The sequence below is a fragment of the Zwartia panacis genome (genome assembly GCF_030410395.1).
Classification (GTDB): Bacteria; Pseudomonadota; Gammaproteobacteria; order Burkholderiales; family Burkholderiaceae_B; genus Zwartia; species Zwartia panacis.
In genome coordinates this window covers 183,410-200,065 of the sequence record NZ_JAUHHF010000003.1, presented here as the reverse complement: position 1 = coordinate 200,065, position 16,656 = coordinate 183,410, and the positions used below count along the sequence as shown (strand labels likewise).

The 16,656-nt window shown below is 51.2% G+C and carries 17 protein-coding genes; 11 read left to right on the top strand and 6 right to left on the bottom strand.

Features of this window, described 5'->3' with window-relative positions; all coding sequences use genetic code 11:
• Positions 1-16: 16 nt before the first annotated feature.
• The 3 genes from QWY30_RS05715 to hydA are packed head-to-tail and all read right to left on the bottom strand — an operon-like array spanning position 17 to position 3,220.
• On the bottom strand, positions 17-1,018 hold the full coding sequence (locus QWY30_RS05715) for a TRAP transporter substrate-binding protein (protein WP_290239050.1): 1,002 nt from the start codon (positions 1,016-1,018) through the stop codon (positions 17-19).
• An 18-nt stretch (positions 1,019-1,036) separates the two neighbouring features.
• Positions 1,037-1,792: an aspartate/glutamate racemase family protein gene (locus tag QWY30_RS05710; RefSeq protein ID WP_290239048.1), complete on the bottom strand. Its 756-nt coding sequence runs from the start codon at positions 1,790-1,792 to the stop codon at positions 1,037-1,039.
• A gap of 9 nt (positions 1,793-1,801) precedes the next feature.
• Positions 1,802-3,220, bottom strand: coding sequence for a dihydropyrimidinase (gene hydA / locus QWY30_RS05705; protein WP_290239046.1), 1,419 nt, complete (start codon positions 3,218-3,220; stop codon positions 1,802-1,804).
• A gap of 267 nt (positions 3,221-3,487) precedes the next feature.
• Between hydA and QWY30_RS05700 the strand changes: the two genes are divergently transcribed.
• The 4 genes from QWY30_RS05700 to QWY30_RS05685 are packed head-to-tail and all read left to right on the top strand — an operon-like array spanning position 3,488 to position 6,604.
• A complete protein-coding gene (locus tag QWY30_RS05700; RefSeq protein WP_290239044.1) occupies positions 3,488-4,213 on the top strand; it encodes a maleate cis-trans isomerase family protein in 726 nt (241 codons plus the stop codon).
• A 28-nt stretch (positions 4,214-4,241) separates the two neighbouring features.
• A complete protein-coding gene (locus QWY30_RS05695) occupies positions 4,242-4,940 on the top strand; it encodes a GntR family transcriptional regulator (RefSeq protein WP_290239041.1) in 699 nt (232 codons plus the stop codon).
• 7 nt (positions 4,941-4,947) lie between these two features.
• Positions 4,948-5,709, top strand: coding sequence for an aspartate/glutamate racemase family protein (locus tag QWY30_RS05690; protein ID WP_290239040.1), 762 nt, complete (start codon positions 4,948-4,950; stop codon positions 5,707-5,709).
• Between the two features lies 1 nt (position 5,710).
• Positions 5,711-6,604, top strand: a complete 894-nt coding sequence (locus tag QWY30_RS05685; protein WP_290239037.1) for a polysaccharide deacetylase family protein — start codon at positions 5,711-5,713, stop codon at positions 6,602-6,604.
• Here the strand turns inward: QWY30_RS05685 and QWY30_RS05680 are convergent.
• Positions 6,580-7,932: a DegT/DnrJ/EryC1/StrS family aminotransferase gene (locus tag QWY30_RS05680; RefSeq protein WP_290239035.1), complete on the bottom strand. Its 1,353-nt coding sequence runs from the start codon at positions 7,930-7,932 to the stop codon at positions 6,580-6,582. The two genes, QWY30_RS05685 and QWY30_RS05680, sit on opposite strands and share 25 nt — an antisense overlap.
• Before the next feature lie 323 nt (positions 7,933-8,255).
• Here QWY30_RS05680 and QWY30_RS05675 point away from each other — a divergent pair, with 323 nt between their 5' ends.
• From QWY30_RS05675 to QWY30_RS05645, 7 genes are all read left to right on the top strand, one after another.
• Positions 8,256-8,768 carry a hypothetical protein gene (locus QWY30_RS05675; protein WP_290239033.1) on the top strand — a complete coding sequence of 171 codons (513 nt, stop codon included), beginning with the start codon at positions 8,256-8,258 and terminating at the stop codon, positions 8,766-8,768.
• A gap of 107 nt (positions 8,769-8,875) precedes the next feature.
• Positions 8,876-9,856, top strand: coding sequence for a Bug family tripartite tricarboxylate transporter substrate binding protein (locus QWY30_RS05670; RefSeq protein ID WP_290239031.1), 981 nt, complete (start codon positions 8,876-8,878; stop codon positions 9,854-9,856).
• 64 nt (positions 9,857-9,920) lie between these two features.
• Complete coding sequence (locus QWY30_RS05665; protein WP_290239029.1) at positions 9,921-10,934, top strand: ABC transporter substrate-binding protein; 1,014 nt, start codon at positions 9,921-9,923, stop codon at positions 10,932-10,934.
• Between the two features lie 2 nt (positions 10,935-10,936).
• Positions 10,937-11,752, top strand: a complete 816-nt coding sequence (locus tag QWY30_RS05660; protein WP_290239028.1) for an ABC transporter permease — start codon at positions 10,937-10,939, stop codon at positions 11,750-11,752.
• 19 nt (positions 11,753-11,771) lie between these two features.
• Positions 11,772-12,560: an ABC transporter permease gene (locus QWY30_RS05655; protein WP_290239025.1), complete on the top strand. Its 789-nt coding sequence runs from the start codon at positions 11,772-11,774 to the stop codon at positions 12,558-12,560.
• Positions 12,550-13,599 carry an ABC transporter ATP-binding protein gene (locus QWY30_RS05650; protein WP_290239023.1) on the top strand — a complete coding sequence of 350 codons (1,050 nt, stop codon included), beginning with the start codon at positions 12,550-12,552 and terminating at the stop codon, positions 13,597-13,599. The genes QWY30_RS05655 and QWY30_RS05650 overlap by 11 nt, the downstream gene beginning before the upstream one ends.
• Complete coding sequence (locus tag QWY30_RS05645) at positions 13,599-14,423, top strand: phosphodiesterase (protein ID WP_290239021.1); 825 nt, start codon at positions 13,599-13,601, stop codon at positions 14,421-14,423. The genes QWY30_RS05650 and QWY30_RS05645 overlap by 1 nt, the downstream gene beginning before the upstream one ends.
• Before the next feature lie 22 nt (positions 14,424-14,445).
• Here QWY30_RS05645 and QWY30_RS05640 read toward each other — a convergent pair whose 3' ends face one another.
• Both QWY30_RS05640 and pehA read right to left on the bottom strand, forming a co-directional pair.
• Entirely contained in the window at positions 14,446-15,111 is a 666-nt protein-coding gene (locus QWY30_RS05640; protein ID WP_290239019.1) for an HAD family hydrolase, read from the bottom strand.
• A complete protein-coding gene (gene pehA, locus QWY30_RS05635) occupies positions 15,108-16,652 on the bottom strand; it encodes a phosphoric/sulfuric ester hydrolase PehA (RefSeq protein ID WP_290239018.1) in 1,545 nt (514 codons plus the stop codon). The genes QWY30_RS05640 and pehA overlap by 4 nt, the downstream gene beginning before the upstream one ends.
• Positions 16,653-16,656 lie beyond the last annotated feature (4 nt).

Genomic DNA, 16,656 nt, shown 5'->3' with positions numbered 1-16,656 from the left:
CCAGAACAGAGGTTATTTATTTGGATGTTTCGGCAATGACTTGATTGACCAGATCGGCACCCGCACGTTTTTTGACGCTTTCGATCACTGGTGCTGTGAGTTTGCGCATTTGCTCAAAAGTCTCAGGTGGGATTTCTGTGTAGGTCATCTTTGCTTTGAGATTGTTGAGTGCTTTGAGATCGTTTTCTGCTGCCAGGCTGCGTTGATATGCGACCGTCTTTGCCATCGCTTCGCGAACGGCCTTTTGATTGGCAGGACTCATCTTGTCAAATACGCGTTTGCTTGCAACGACGACGATGAAATCAAAGAAATGCGAGGAGTTCGACAGATACTTCTGTACCTCAGCATAGCGATTGGCATCGATCACGGTATATGGATTTTCCTGACCATCGACCACCTTTTGCTCAAGTGCGGAGTAAAGCTCTTTGACATCCATCGCAACAGGGTTTGCACCCAGTGCACGGAAAGAAGCCAAGTGCGTTTCATTGGGTTGCATGCGTATTTTCATGCCTTTCAGATCGTCTACAGTTTTGATTGGACCCTTACTGTTCGTGATATTGCGCATTCCGAGTTCCATCCAGCCAAGCACGACAAAGCCTTTTTCCAGCAGCTTTTGATCGATTGCCTGACCCACGGGACCATCAATGACTCGGTAGGCCGCTTCCCGATTTTTGAAAACAAAGGGCAAACTCACTGCTTCGATTTCGGGTGCGATTCGTGACATGAACGATGCGCCCACCCAGGTCATACCAAGTGTTCCAGCGCGTACGCCATCGACGTTTTCTTTCGCGCCACCCAGTTGCATGGCGGGGAACACATCCACTTGAAGTTTATTGTTGGTCAGGCGTGCAACCTCATCTTTAAACACTTTATCAACTGCAACGCTACTTGGATGGGAGGTTGCAAAGTTTCCTGCTATTTGCAATTTGTCTTGCGCGTTCGCCTGCATACAGGTCGCTGCTAACAGGAGTGTCCCGATTGCAGTGCTCAGGAGGGTGCGGGGTGTTTTCTGTTTCATGATGCTTCCTTTTCAGGGTTAAAGGCGTTGATGACCATTCGCGAGCAGTGTCGCGATTGATTGGGGGAGTCCTGCATTGGGTTTGAGCGGGGGCGGCGCAAAACTTCCCGTGCGCGTTTGACCGGCATTCAGGCGAACTAAAGTCTCTGCATGTCTGACGGCACTTGAGACACCATCCACGACGGGAACAGGCAGTTGGCCAGCGAGGCTGCGAGCCAGTCCAGCCAAGGGTGCTCCCGCCAAAATAATGACATCTGCGCCATCATCACTGACGCACAGATTGGCGGCTGTCAACAAACTGGCAGCTTTGTCTTGTTGAACTGAACCGATGTTCGGGAGGGGTTCTTCGAGACTCCGAATACTGACCAGTCGTTCAGTTAATCCATAAGAGGCTACTGTCTCGGCGTACCAGGCTTTGATCCGTCTTGAAATCGCAACAATTGAAATTTTGTTGCCGAGCAGACAGGCGCTTGCCAGCGCTGCTTGAGTCAAGCCTACCACTGGACAGGGCAACACCTCCTTGAGGCCTTCCATACCAGGATCACCGAAGGCGGCGACAACTAATGCATCGTATTCACCTGCATGATCGCCGGCAAGCTGTGCGGCGGCATAGGCGCCGATCATGGCTTCAAAGCGGGTCTCGATATACGCCACACCGAAGGGGGCTGTGACTGTCTGAATTTGCGTTTCAGCGCTTGCTGTGAGCTTGGCCTCAGTGTCAATGAGATCAGAGACGCTTTGGGAGATATTTGGATTAATGAGCAGGATACGCATGACTTTGACCTAGCGACCTGTTGTCATCAAAGTCGGCTTGCCACAAGACAAAAATTGTCCTTTGCCAAGACGTGGGTGGAAATTTTGGCCATCCCAGACAATCTCACCGCGGCTCAGTGTCATTGCCGGCCAGGCCTTGAGCTCAATCCCTTCGTAAGGTGTGTAGTCGACTGCATGATGCAAAGCGCTGTTTTGGATTGTGATGGGTTTTTCATCCCAGATCACGAGATCAGCGTGAGAGCCCGGTGCGATGGTGCCTTTGAGGGGGTGAAGTCCGTAAGCCTTGGCCGGATTGGTGGAGGTCAGCTCGACAAACTTGGTGAGAGAAATACGACCGCCGAGCACGCCCTCGGAGTACAAAAGGGGTAAACGTGTTTCAAGTCCGGGTATTCCATTTGGAATGTGCCTGAACGCAACTTCTTGACCACCCGGTTTTTTACCTTCAGGACTTTCGTAATTGAAGGGCGCGTGATCTGAGGAAAATACTGAAAACAGGCCATCACTTAGCGCATTCCAGATAACTTCCTGATTTTTTTGGTCTCTTGGTGGTGGACTGCATATGCACTTGGCACCAAGATAGCTATTGTCGATGCCTAAATCTGCTGCGGTCAGAAATAGGTACTGGGGGCAGGTTTCCGCAAAAATTTGAAGGCCATGGCTACGCGCCCAGCGAATTTGCTCAACAGCTTCGCGTCCAGATACATGAACAATGAGTATCGGAACATCGACAAGTTCAGATAACGCAATTGCACGGTGGGTCGCTTCGCGTTCGACCAGCATGGGTCTGGAATGCCCATGAAAGCGAGGCGCAGTTTGACCTGCAGCCTCAAGCCTGCGGGTCAGCCACTCGATACAGTCAGCATTTTCCGCATGAATCATGGCCATCGCCCCATGCTGCTTGGCCACGGACAGTACATCGAGGATCTGCCCATCGTTGAGCTTGAGATCGTCGTAGGTCATGTAGATTTTGAACGAGGTGTAGCCTTCTGCAATCAGTGCGGGGAGCTCTTCATTCAAGACGGTGGGAGTTGGATCGCTCACGATCAGATGAAAGGTGTAATCAACGTGCGCTCGACCGTCGGAGCGTCGGTGATATTCTTTGACAGCGTCACGCAGGGATTGCCCTTTTTCCTGCGCTGCGAAAGGGATGACGGTGGTGGTTCCACCGCACGCAGCCGAGCGCGTCCCAGTTTCAAAGTTATCGGCCATTTTGATAGGAGCGGGCATCGGCTGATCCAGATGGCAATGCGCATCCACCCCCCCGGGAGTCACCACCCGACCTGCGGCGTCGATTGTCTTGTTTGCCTCTGGCAGGTGGCTGCCGATCATCACGATCTGCTCACCCTTGATACCAATATCCGCCATAAAAACATCCGATGCCGTCGCGATTTTTGCGTTCTTGATGATTAAGTCGAGTACGTGACTCATATCAAACATGCTCCAATTTCAGTGCGTTAAAAGCGTATTGCCCCAACTTGGGGCGATCAATTGTCAACATCAGTGCATACATCGCGCTTTGATGCTTGCTCATACTTTCCCTCATTAGAAGGAACTACGTTGTCTCGGCTGGCACATCACTTGCTTGTGTTTACTCAAGCAAAACACGTGCCAGCATTTATCATTATTGATATATTGGTTGTTACATAATGTTTACAATGACGTAGACATTAAAGTCAACAGTAAAAAGGACTGAGTATGCAAAAGGTGATCCGAATTGGTGTGTTGACACCTTCGTCCAATACGGCTCTTGAGCCCCTGACAAATGCGATCCTGAGGGAATTGCCTAATGTGCATGCTCACTTCGCCCGTTTTCGAGTCACGAATATTTCTCTTACAGATCAAGCGCTTGGGCAGTTTGATGACAGCAATATCCTGGCGGCAGCTGAGATGTTGGCCGACGCTAAACCCGATGTGATTACCTGGAGCGGTACCTCGGCGGGCTGGATGGGATTTGAAAAAGATATTTCGCTATGCGAGAGAATTACCGCACGCACGGGTATACCCGCATCGACAGCTGTATTGGCTTTAAATGAATTGATAGCTCTGAAGAAGATCAAGCGTCTGGGTATTGTGAGCCCTTACACGGAGGATGTTCAGCAGAAAATTGTCAGACAATACGCGGCCGCAGGTGTCGAGGTCGTCAGTGAAGTCCATCACGACATCTCAGTCAATTATGATTTTGCACTGGTTGAGCCAGACACAATAGAAAAAGATTTGCAGACGGTCAGTCAGGCCAAACCTGAAGCCATCGTCACCTACTGCACGAATTTGCGAGCCGCGCAGCTTGCTGATGCGTTTGAGCAAAAAAGCTCAGCAGTGTTGCTTGATACGGTCAGTACGACAGTGTGGGGTGCTCTTCGCAAGGTAGGTGTCAACCCAGCTGAAATCAAAGGGTGGGGAAAGTTGTTTAGCTGGGTATAGTTCCGTTTCGAATATAAAAAGGAATTACATGCAGTCAAAGGTTTCTGCTCGGTTAAAGCGTGAAAACACGCAAGACGAAATGTATGAAAAGATTTATGTCGCCATCCTGGAGCATCGGTTGCATCCTGGAACAAAGCTCGTTGAAGAGCGGCTTGCTGAAATCTTTAAAGTGAGTCGCGCCAGAGTGCGTGAAGTGCTGGCGCGACTTGCGCACGAGCAGGTTGTAGATCTGTATCCGCAGCGCGGTGCGTATGTCGCGCGACCCACAATTGAGCAGGCGCTGCATGTTTTTGAAGCCAGGCGACTGATCGAACCAGAACTTGTCCGCAGATTGATTGAAAACTTGACGCCCGAGCGCATCGAGCGTTTGCGCCAGCATTGCGCGCTGGAGCACGAGGCCAGAAGGCGTGAAGACAAAAGACTCATTGTGCGTCTTTCGGGTGAGTTTCACACTCTCTTGGCCGAGCTGGCAGGGAATCAGGCGCTCGCGCGCACAATGCGTGAACTTTCCACCTTGACCTGCCTGATTATTATTTTGTATGACGCGCCGACTGCATCGAGTTGTCTGGCCGATGAGCACAGTTTAATCGTCGAGGCAATCTCCAAGCGTGATGTTGAAGGTGGCCAGCGTCTCATGCTCGAGCACCTTAATCATATTGAGGGTAGTCTAAATCTAGAGCCTGCCGACTCAGAGGTCGACCTCGCTAAAATTTTTTCTGAAGAATGAAACGATCATGATGAATATATTGCTCATCAACCCCAACACCAGTGAGCATGTGACTCAACGGCTACTGGAACAGGCTCAGTTCGTGGTGGGGGAGCAAGCGACTATTCATGCGTATACCGCTCAAACGGGTCCCGCTATCATCAGTAGCCGTTCGGAAAACGCGATTGCGCTTGCCGAGATGCTTAGACTGGCCGCCACGCATCAGAATGGACATGATGTCTTGGTGCTGGGCGTGTCGATCGATACAGGATTAATGGCTTTGCGTGAGATGCTGGATATACCCGTGGTGGGCATGGCCGAAGCGGCTTTGGTGACGGCGGGCATGCTTGGCGGCAAGATCGGTTGTCTGACACTTGGTGCCTCGATGGTGCCTGTTTACGAGGAGTTGACGGCATCCTATGGCTTTGCATCACGTGTATCGAAATGGCGGGCGATCGAAATGCCGAGTGCTTTTAGCGTGACAGATGCAGATCCCCAAGTCGCTCAGGCCTTGATCCTTGCTTCTGAAAAGCTTGTGCAACAAGATGGCTCGGATGTCATCATTTTGTGTGGTGCAGTGCTTGCGGGTTATGCGCGACTCGTCTCTGACGCAGTCGGTGTGCCGGTAGTTGATCCTATGCAGGCAGCAGCGCTGCAGGCTCTGACCGTAGCGCGTATGCAGCCATCCAAACAGAGACAGGGAAGTTTCGCGCGCCCCAGAAATCGCATCTTGAGTGGCGTCGACGTCAATATTGCTAGTTTGTATCAACCCTCCATATCGGGAGCTTGACATGGATCGCAGAGATTTATATGGCTATAGAGATCAGCGTCCCGATCCCAAATGGCCGGGTGACGCGAGTGTGGCGATTAATCTCGTGGTGAATGTTGAAGAGGGTGCAGAGCTGAGCCTTGCGGATGGCGACCCCTCGAATGAGCCTATGCACGAGGTCACAAGTAAAGTTGTCTCTCAGCCTGACCTCTGCAGAGAGTCGCACTTTGAGTTTGGCTCACGGCTCGGGTACTGGCGTGTGATGCGCGAATTAGACGAGGCAGATGTCAAGGTGACCTTGAACGTATGTGGGCGCGCCGCTCAACGCACGCCTGAGTTGCTACAGGATGCAGTCGGACGCGGTCACGACCTGTGCGCACATGGATGGTTGTGGCAATCTCCAGCGGGCATGTCACCTGAGGAAGAGGAGGCGATGATGCGGCGTACGCTCGATGCTATCGAAGCTGCGACGGGACAGCGTCCGACAGGTTGGCACTGCAAATCCACACCGACATTGCATACACGTGCACTTGCTGCCAAGCTGGGTCTGCTCTATGACAGTGATGCCTATAATGATGAGTTGCCTTTTTGGTTAGAGGGTGAGCAGGGGCCGATGCTTGTATTGCCCTACCAGTTTGATACGAATGACATGCGATTCTTTGGGGAGTCCCCAGCTTTTGTTCAAGCTAAGGATTTTTCTGACTATGTCATTGAGACTGTTCAAAGATTATTAGACGAGGGCGAGCGCTGGCAGTCCAAATCCATGCTAACGATTGGTTTGCACTTAAGGATTGTCGGTCGCCCCGGACGTATCAATGCTCTGCGAGATATTTTGCGGTTTATTAAAAGTGATCCCCGCATTTGGATCGCGACACGAACAGAAATCGCTCATCACTGGCGCAAACAATTGCTCTGAACGACCCGTGCAACCTTTTGGCAGGCGTCAGTCACGTCTTTGATATCCTGATCCTTGAGGGTGGGCGCAATCGTCAGTACGACCGTTCGCTCATGATAGTCATCACACACTGGCAGAGTCCCTTTGCAGTAACTGTAGTCGTACGCAAAAGCATTGTCGGGGTGTGTCCAGGGGAAACCCTCGCGGCTGTTGGAACGTTTGTGTACCAGACTCGGAATGTTGCAGTACCAGTGCAGACTGCGTTCGCTCAAGGCCACGCAAGGAACGCTGCCGGGCGGACCACAGACGCCCTCGGCGCGCAGTGCGTCCGTAAAGTATTTGGCGCGCGGCGCGTTTTCAAGTAACAGCAATAAAAAAGCTCCGCTGTCACCCGCCGGGTCTGGGACTTCTCTGAAGGTGAGGCCAGGCGTTTTTGCGAGTCCTTTGCGAATCGCCCACTTTGCTTTGCGCATCGCACTTGTGATCTGTGGGAGCTTGCGTAGCTGCGCAAGCGCCAACGCACCTGAGAGCTCGGCCATGCGCGCACCCATTCCCCAAAGCTGCTCATGTTCGCGCGAGGCATCGAGCGCGCCGTTGAGTGTGCGTGGATAGCCGAGATCATGCAGGGCAAGCAAACGACGAAACAGCGCGTGATCTTGGCAGACCACCATCCCGCCTTCGCCAGAGGTCATGTTTTTATTGAGTTGAAAGCTAAACACCCCGATATCGCCAAAGCGTCCGACAGGTGTGCCTTCGAAGCTCGCACCTGCCGCCTGTGAGCAGTCCTCAATCAGTGAAAGATGCCACTTTTTACAGAGTTCCGCGATCTTCTGGATGTGACCTGGCGCACCACACATATGGTTGTAGATCACCGCTTTGGTCCGTGGCGTGATTTTCGCCTTGAGGTCGTCAGGCGACATACAAAAGGTGTCATCGATATCGACGAGCCTGGGAATCGCCCCGGCGCGTACGATTGCCGCGAGGCCACTCATGCAGAGGTATCCCGGCACCATCACCTCGTCGCCAGGTCCGAGTCCCAGTGCTGCGATCGATACCGTCAGTCCGGCTGTGCCCGAGGAAACTCCCAGGGCGTATCGATGGCCAAACGTCTCGCGCCACTCATGTTCGAGCATGTCGACCATGTGTTGCGCTTGCGGTCCATAAAATCGGAAAGGGCTGTGGGCTCTGACTACGCTTGTGACAAGTTCGAGTTCCTCTTCATCGATAAAACTGGCACCGGGGTAGTCCCAGGGCAAAGGCTCGGTGCGTACGGGGAGTCCGCCTTCGAGCGCTAATAGGGCAGAGGTTTTGATACTCGACTTCTTGGTGGCTTTTGCTTCTGTTTTCATATTGATCTCCAGAATGCACCAGATGAGTGTTGGATGCTAGTGTGGAGTGACGGCGAATGTCCACATTGCTTGGCTTTTTGGTATGAGGTTTGGTTGTTCAGCACCTTCTAAAGACTTTACTGGCTTGAATCTACTAGGTAATTTTCAATTACACAGTAGATTCATGTTCAGTTTTTATCTTTATGTACCAAATGATCAAACAAGCTTGTTGGTGTTGAGCACTAGCCTTGTCATTGCGATCATTCATTAAATGAATTAAATTATATAAATATTATAAATCGTTTATACCTTAATCAATGGATTTAACAAGGATTTAATTCGAAATGGAAAGTGACACCAAAGACCCAGTTGTAGATAACGTGCCAGCTGCGGAGTCAGTCGCTGCTCAGACAGTTCCTGACAAGCCAGTCGTAGCGAGAAAAGTTAGTCCAAGAAAGGCAACTGCTAAAAAGGCAACTGCTAAAAAAGCGGTCGCTAAAAAACTGACAGCTAAAAAAGTGACAGTTAAAAAGGCAGCGGTTAAAAAGGCTGTTGTAAAAAAACCGTCAGCAAACAAAGCGACTGTACCAGCTGTAGTTCGAGCGCCTGTCGTTGAGGCCGTCCCTGCTCAGAAATCAAAAAAAGTGAAATTGGTTCGCGACAGCTTTACGATGCCCGGTAATGAATACCAGATTCTTCAGGATCTTAAAAAAGCATCTTTGAAAGCAGGTATTGAAATAAAGAAAAGTGAATTGCTGCGAATTGGTGTGGGTTTGTTGAAAAACCTCACGATTCCACAGCTTGATGCCGCCCGTGCTGCACTGACTAAGCTACAGGCTGGACGCCCTAAAAAATAAGCTTATCGATGACATGCGCGTTGTCATATAAATGCCATCAATTTTGCATCACAGTGTAATGTTGCTTACGCATCATGCTTCTACTTTGATGATGAAATGGTGTGGAAATGCGCATAGTTGGATTTTTCAGGCAATGTTTAATTGCCGCGCTGGGTGGAGTCATACCTGCGGCTACGGTATCCGCCCAGCCCTTTCCTGATCATCCAGTCAAGCTAGTCGTTCCATTCGCAGCAGGCGGAGGGGTCGACATCTTGACGCGCGTGCTATCCGAGAAAATGGGTCAAGATCTCGGACAACCCATGATGGTGGAAAACCGTGTTGGTGCTGGCGGAAATCTTGGTTCCGATTACGTAGCCAAGTCTAAACCTGACGGTTATACCTTACTCGTCGCGACGACAGGCACGCACGCTATCAATCCTGTCCTGTTTCCCAAGCTCCCCTTCGATGCAAAGCGCGATTTCATTCCGATTTCGCTCATCGCTGCCGTGCCGAATTTGCTCGTTGTCGGACCGCGATTGCAAGTTAAGAGCCTCCAGGAATTGATTGAGTTTGCTAAGCGTTCTCCGGGGAAGCTTTCCTACGCCTCATTCGGCAATGGCACATCCAATCACCTCTCGGGCGAGTTGCTGAAAATGCAGGCCGGAATCGATGTAGTGCATATTCCCTATAAAAGTGCTACTCAAGCAGTAACCGATTTACTGGGTGGTCAAATTGATTTCGCATTCGTAAACATGCCTCTCGCACTCGCACACGTTCAATCTGGCAAGTTAAACGCTCTGGCGATTACAAGTGCGGAACGTAATGCATCTGTAGCGGATGTTCCGACGATGTCTCAAGCGGGCCTGAATGATTTTGTTGTTGAGTCTTGGTATGGACTGATGGCTCCGAAGGGAACTTCGCTCAAGACCATCGATGTACTTCAAAAAGCAACTGCTCAAGCGCTTCTCGATCAAAAGGTACGTGATTCATTCGCTAAAAATGGAGCCGAAGTCAGATCAGATGCTGGCGATGCGTTCGATTCATTGATTTCGTCTGAAAGGGCGCGTTGGACTGAAGTTATTGAGCGCGCGAAAGTTAATGTGGACTGAGCTTAAAAGTCTTGCCTATTTATTCGCTCATTATTGATTTTTTCCCAATCAAAAAGGATTGACTATGTCGAGTTCAACACTCGCTGCGCTACGCAGCCTTCTGACAGTTGTTGCTCTGATCTCTGGCGGTGCGGCCACTGCCCAGACTGCTATTTGCTATAACTGTCCTCCCGAGTGGGCCGACTGGGGTACGCAGATTAAAGCGATCAAGGAAAAGACCGGAATTACAGTACCGCCAGATAATAAAAACTCTGGTCAATCGTTGTCACAGTTGATTGCTGAAAAAAATAGTCCAGTTGCCGATGTGACTTATCTTGGCGTGACTTTTGGTATTCAAGCAGCCAAAGATGGTGTTGTCACCGGCTATCGTCCGGCGGGCTGGGAGCAAATTCCCGATGGTTTGAAAGATCCTGCAGGTAACTGGTTCACTATCCATTCGGGCACGCTTGGATTCATGGTGAATAAGGACGCATTAAAGGGTAAGCCAGTGCCACAGTCTTGGGCAGACCTGCTCAAACCCGAGTACAAAGGCTTGGTGGGATATCTGGATCCTGCTTCTGCTTTCGTGGGCTATGTCGGCGCGGTTGCTATCAACCAAGCCAAAGGTGGATCCATGGATAATTTCGGACCTGCGATCGAGTATTTCAAGGCCCTGCAAAAGAATGATCCAATCGTTCCTAAGCAAACCTCTTACGCTCGTGTGCTGTCAGGCGAAATTGCTATTTTGCTTGATTACGACTTTAACGCCTACCGTGCCAAGTACAAGGATAAGGCTAATGTCGAATTTGTGATTCCTCAAGAGGGTACTGTTGTCGTTCCCTATGTGATGAGTCTGGTCAATAAGGGACCAAATCCAGAGAATGGCAAGAAGGTGCTTGATTTTGTGCTTTCTGATGCTGGTCAAGCACTTTGGGCGAATGCGTTCCTACGTCCTGTTCGTCCTTCAGCCATGTCAGCCGAAGCCCAATCAAGATTCTTGCCAGAATCAGAATACAAGCGAGCCGTCGCAGTGGATTATGCCAAGATGGCGAGCGTACAGAAAACATTTTCAGATACCTATCTGAAACAAGTGCGTTAACGATGCCTTCACAGGTCAAGTCAAGACGGGCGCTCACAGCATGTATGGTGCCCGTTTTTATTTTTTTCGCTGCATTTTGGTTATTGCCTGTCACGCAACTGATTGTGTTGCCAGCTCGAAATGGCTGGGAAACATATTTCGCTATCCTGACAGACTCTCGTTACGCGAGTAGCTTAGTTAACACTTTACTACTATCCATTGTCGTCACTGTGACAACGCTGGCGCTCGGATTGGCGGTCGGCCTATATCTCGCTAAACCACAGGTAATCGGTCGTCGGTTTTTACTGTCATTATTAACACTCCCGCTGTCCTTTCCTGGAGTGGTCGTCGGTTTTTTTATTATTTTGTTGGGTGGAAGACAAGGTGCAGTTGCCGACCTCTTTGAGAGTATCGGACTGGGTCGCATCACTTTCGCATATGGCCTGATGGGTTTGTTCTTGGCATATCTGTATTTTTCCCTGCCTCGCGTGGTTGCAAGCTATACAGCCGCTGCCCAAAGTATGGATCAATCTATCGAAGAGGCTGCGAGATCTCTTGGAGCGAGTCGATTCCAATTGCTTTTGGACGTGTGGTTGCCACAGTTGATGCCCACAACATTGGCGAGCGCGGGAATAGTATTTGCTACCTCAATGGGAGCGTTTGGTACGGCATTTACCCTTGCCAGTAAATTCGAAGTCTTGCCAATCACCATATATAACGAATTTACAAATTACGCCAATTTTCCATTGGCTGCTGCTCTGTCATTAAGTTTAGGATTTTTTACCTGGTTGTCATTGTTCTTGGTGAGACGGTTGACCGGTGGGCGTTTGAGTCTATGAATCTGACGGATGTTATTAAATGAAGTCCAGATCTCCGGTTTTAGCGACGATTACCTTGACTGTGATGATCTTTATGCTCAGCCCGATGGTGTTATCGATCTTGGCTGCGTTCCTTCAGCAATACAGCCGTGGATTGGAAAGCGGCTTGACGCTTGAGTGGCTAATACATGTCTTCAGTCACTATGGCTCGACTGTTTCAGCATCGGTCTTGATTGCGACGAGCTGCGTAATTGGAAATGCGCTCATAGGCGTTCCGTGTGCGTACGCTTTGGCGCGAACGCGGAGTCGATGGGCGCGCACATTCGAAGAGGTGTTGACATTGCCAGTGGCCGTGCCTGGTTTAGCGACAGGTTTAGCCTTGATTCTGACGTACGGTGAATGGAGAGATTTTCGTCAAAGCTATGCGTTTATCTTGGTCGGGCATATGGTTTTTACGTTGCCATTTATGGTGCGCACCGTAAGTGCCGCGTTTCAGCGTTCAGATATTGCCTCGATCGAAGAGGCTGCAAGATCTTTGGGTGCGGGCTTTGTGACGCGTTTCCTGACGGTTTTAGTGCCTGTGGTCCTGCCCTCAATCGTTGCGGGAGGTCTCATGGTGTTTACACTTTCTATCGGTGAATTCAATCTGACTTGGCTGCTGCATACCCCTTTGACCCGAACCTTGCCCGTCGGTTTGGCGGATAGTTACGCCTCTATGCGGATTGAAATCGGATCGGCTTACACGCTCATGTTCTTTTTGGTGGTTTTACCGCTTCTTTGGCTACTCAATGTAGTGGCGAATCTAACTCAAAAATATTATGGAACTTGAACAAATCGCCTTGTCCGTCACGGATTGCGCCAAAACCTACCCTGATGGCACGCGCGGTCTGAAGCGCACGAATCTACGTGTGGAGCCGGGCGAAATCATGACCTTACTTGGCCCGTCTGGCTGCGGCAAAACGACTTTGTTACGCATCTTGGCGGGCCTTGAAGTCGCGGACCAGGGCAGTCGGATCATGTTTGGTGAGCAAGACGTGACCTCTCGACCCATCGAGGAACGAAGGGTCGGAATGGTTTTTCAGCATTACGCGCTGTTCCCACATATGTCTGTTCAAAGAAATATTGAATATGGCCTGAAAGTCCGAGGTGTAAATGTTTCTGTACGAAATCAAGTCGTCGGTGAATTGATTGATTTGGTTCGCCTTGGAGGGCATGAACACAAACGACCTGCCGAGCTCTCAGGTGGACAAAAGCAACGGGTCGCACTCGCACGCGCAGTCGCTGCACAGCCAAAAATATTACTGTTGGATGAACCTTTAACCGCACTGGATAGTAAGCTCAAGGATACTTTGCGCGATGAATTGGCCGAGTTACTGCGTCGATTGGGCATGACTGCGGTCTATGTGACGCACGATCAGCAAGAAGCGATGGCGATTGCTGATCGCATGGCTGTGATGCGGGCAGGGGAGATTGTTCAGGTTGGTGATCCGGAGTCTTTGTATCGGAATCCTACACATGCTTTCGTGGCTCATTTTCTGGGTCGGGTCAATCTGCTTCGCCGAGATTTAGAGCAAGTAAATAGTGGAATCCTTAAACTTGGTACCGTTGTACTGAGTGCGCCTGGTTACCTGGGTCAAGATTTACTTGTTCGACCAGAAGATATTGTCATCGATTATTACCGACCCGATCGCGCGGTGGGGAAGATATTGCACCGCAGCTTTCGCGGTGATCGTTTGCAATTTCGCATCGCTATGGATGGCCAAGAGCCGTTTGTCGTGGATGCGCCACGCGATGCTTTATTCAAGCAAGGTGACACAGTTTCAGTCGATTTTCATCCTCATTCTTTCATGCGTGCCACGGAGGCTTAATGTCCTTTACATTTGTTCAATTGTCAGACACCCATATCCGCGAACCGGGACGCTTGGCTTATAACAGACTGGATACCGCACCTTACTTGCGAAACGCAGTGCAATCTATTTTGTCTCTAAAACAAAAACCTTTGGCTGTCGTAATGACGGGAGATTTGACGGATTTTGGTCGCGAGCAAGAGTATCGACATCTGGCAGAGTTGATCGCTCCTCTTGATATGCCGGTGTACCTGCTGCCTGGAAATCATGACGATCGAGACGGATTGCGTGCGGCTTTTCCCGCGCACGACTACTTGGGAGAATCTGGATTTGTGCAGTACGAGGTTGACATTGGACCTTTGACCTTAATGACACTCGATACGTGCGTGTTGGGTGAAAGTGGGGGAGAACTTTGCGATGAAAGACTGGATTGGCTTGAGAAATCGTTGGATAAAAACGCTGGCAAGCCTGTGATCGTGGCAATGCATCATCCGCCATTTACGACCTTGATCGGTCATATGGATAAAATCGGTGTTCAGAGAGGCGTGGAAAGACTCAAGAGTATCATCTCACGTCATCCTAACGTCGAGCGGATCATTTGCGGGCACTTGCATCGTGCGATTGATGTGCGTTTCGCGGGAACGATTGCAAGTACGACCCCTTCGCCAGCTCATCAAGTGACGCTTAACCTTACAACAGACGCAGCGTCAACCTGGATGCTGGAGCCGCCGGCCTTCCGCGTATTTGGATGGTCACCTCCGGAAGGGCTGGTGACACACCTAGCATTTGTCGGACCATACGAAGGCCCCTATCCGTTTCGTGAAAATGGCAAACTCATCGATTAAGTGAATCGACGCAGTTCATCCACTAAGTAAATACTCCACCATATGTGTTGAATTGCCCGGCGATCTTGTGTTCTGGTTCGCTGGGCGCTCCATAGCCATTTTGGTGCAAGATAAAGTCGACATTGCAATGCGCGGCGCAGCGCGCATCGACATGTGTGTCGCCAATGAGAACGGCATATTCGTGTGCGACCCCCATCTGTTTGAGCGTGTGCGACAGGGGCAGTGGGTGAGGCTTGGCATGCGCTGTCGTGTCCCCTCCCGTGATGACATCAAAAAAGTCAATGATCCCGACTGTGCGCAGTGCATGTCGCGCGTTGGCTTCTACTTTGTTTGTGCAGACCGCGAGCTTGAAATCATGATCGCGCAGATGTTCCAGCAGCTCGAGAGCGCCAGGATAGAGCCTAGAGTGTGCATGTGCCTGTTGCTTGTAATGCCGCATATAGGCTTCCTGTAGCTTAGGCACGAAGGAACTGGGTACGTCGACCATGGCGGCGGCACTTTCCAGCACTTCTCTCGAGGGGCCATGCAAATTAGGCAACGCCATCTCTGGATCGATTTCCGGAAAGCCACAGTCCACCAAGGCCGCATTGATCGCCATGCGGATTTCAGGCTCTGTGTGCATGAGCGTGCCGTCCAGGTCGAACACGACGGCTTCTTTGGTAAATAAAAGGGGAGCGAGGTGGTTCATAGTCTTGAGGTCAACCCTTCAGGTGTGGCGGCATAGCCAGTGAGCGTGCGATCGGCGTGCTTGAGTCGCCAGTTCAACATTTTCTGCGCCATCTCCAGCAACGGTTTGACGTAGGCGGGATCCTCGGCGACATTTCGTAACTGACCAGGATCTTTTTCCAGATCGAACAGCAGCGGTGGGAGTGCGGCAAAGTGGACATACTTGTAGCGATCATTCTGGATGACGGAGAGCGCGCACTCGTCCATGTCCAGTCCGAGATAATCCTCTGGCTTGGAATAATAAATATTGCGGAAATCAAACTCGTAATGCACTTCGGTCCGCCAGTTGGCAGGCGCTTCTGCGCTATGAATAAAGGGCAGGAGCGATTCCCCGTCACAGGTGCGCGGGATAGGTAAGCCCATCCATTCGAGAATGGTCGGCATGGTGTCGACCGTTTCGGTGAAATGGCGCACGATTTTCCCGCGGGTGAGGTTGGCCGACTCGCTTGGGTCGCGCACGATCATGGGGATGTGAAAGCTCTGGTCGAAATAACCGAGCTTGCCCAGCAGATGATGGTCGCCGAGCTGTTCACCATGATCGCTCGTCAGGATCACCAGGGTGTTGTCCCATTGACCCGTTTGCTTCAGATAGTCACAGACTTGACCGACGTGCGCATCGACTTCTGACATCAGTCCATAGTAGGTCGCGCGCATCTGCAGGACTTCTTTTTCAGTCATGTCGGCGCCCAGACCCTGGCCGTGTTCAAAAAACTTTTTACGTTCGATCGACTTGAGATAAAACTCCAGCATGGGATGCTGCGCCGCCTCGGCGTCGACGGACTCCGCACGAATGGGCGGAGGGCAGTCTTCGGGGGCGTACATCGAGTTGTAGGGCTCTGGGGCGATAAAGGGTGGGTGCGGGCGGTAGTAACCCAAGTGCAGAAACCAGGGCTTGCCCTCGGTGCCTTTGAGGTACTCCAAGGCGCGGTCGGTAAAGAATGATGTATCCGACAGGTGAGCCGGGATGGTGCTGGGCTTGGCGGTCGCGCCAATATCGCTTTCATCCTGACCTTTGGGTAGCCAGATATTGGTGGGGATTTTGGGTACTGGAAAGCCTTTGGCTTTGACCCAGGCAAAATAGGCTTCCATTTTCAGGCCCCAGGAGCCGACGGGCTTCCAGCCTTCCATGTCCGCGCCGAGCACTTTAAAACGCGGATCCTGAGGGGCCGTCTCGCGCGGATCGGGTGTCGTAGTGGTGTAGCCAACCAGTGCGGGCTCATAGCCTGCTTTGCGGACTTCTTTGGCGATGTTGGTATGGCGCGCATCCAGTGGAATGGTGTTCTGCACTGCGCGGTGCGTCATCATGTAGAGACCGGTCAGCATCGAGGCGCGACCAGGACCGCACGGGACAGCTTGCGTGTAGTGCTTGGCAAAGGTCACGCCTTCGTTGGCGAGCGCATCGATATTGGGCGTTTTGACAGTCGGGTGTCCGAGCTTGCCCAGGGTATCGCCTCGCCATTGATCGACCACGATCAAGAGTACATTTTTTTTAGTGCGTGTCATGAGT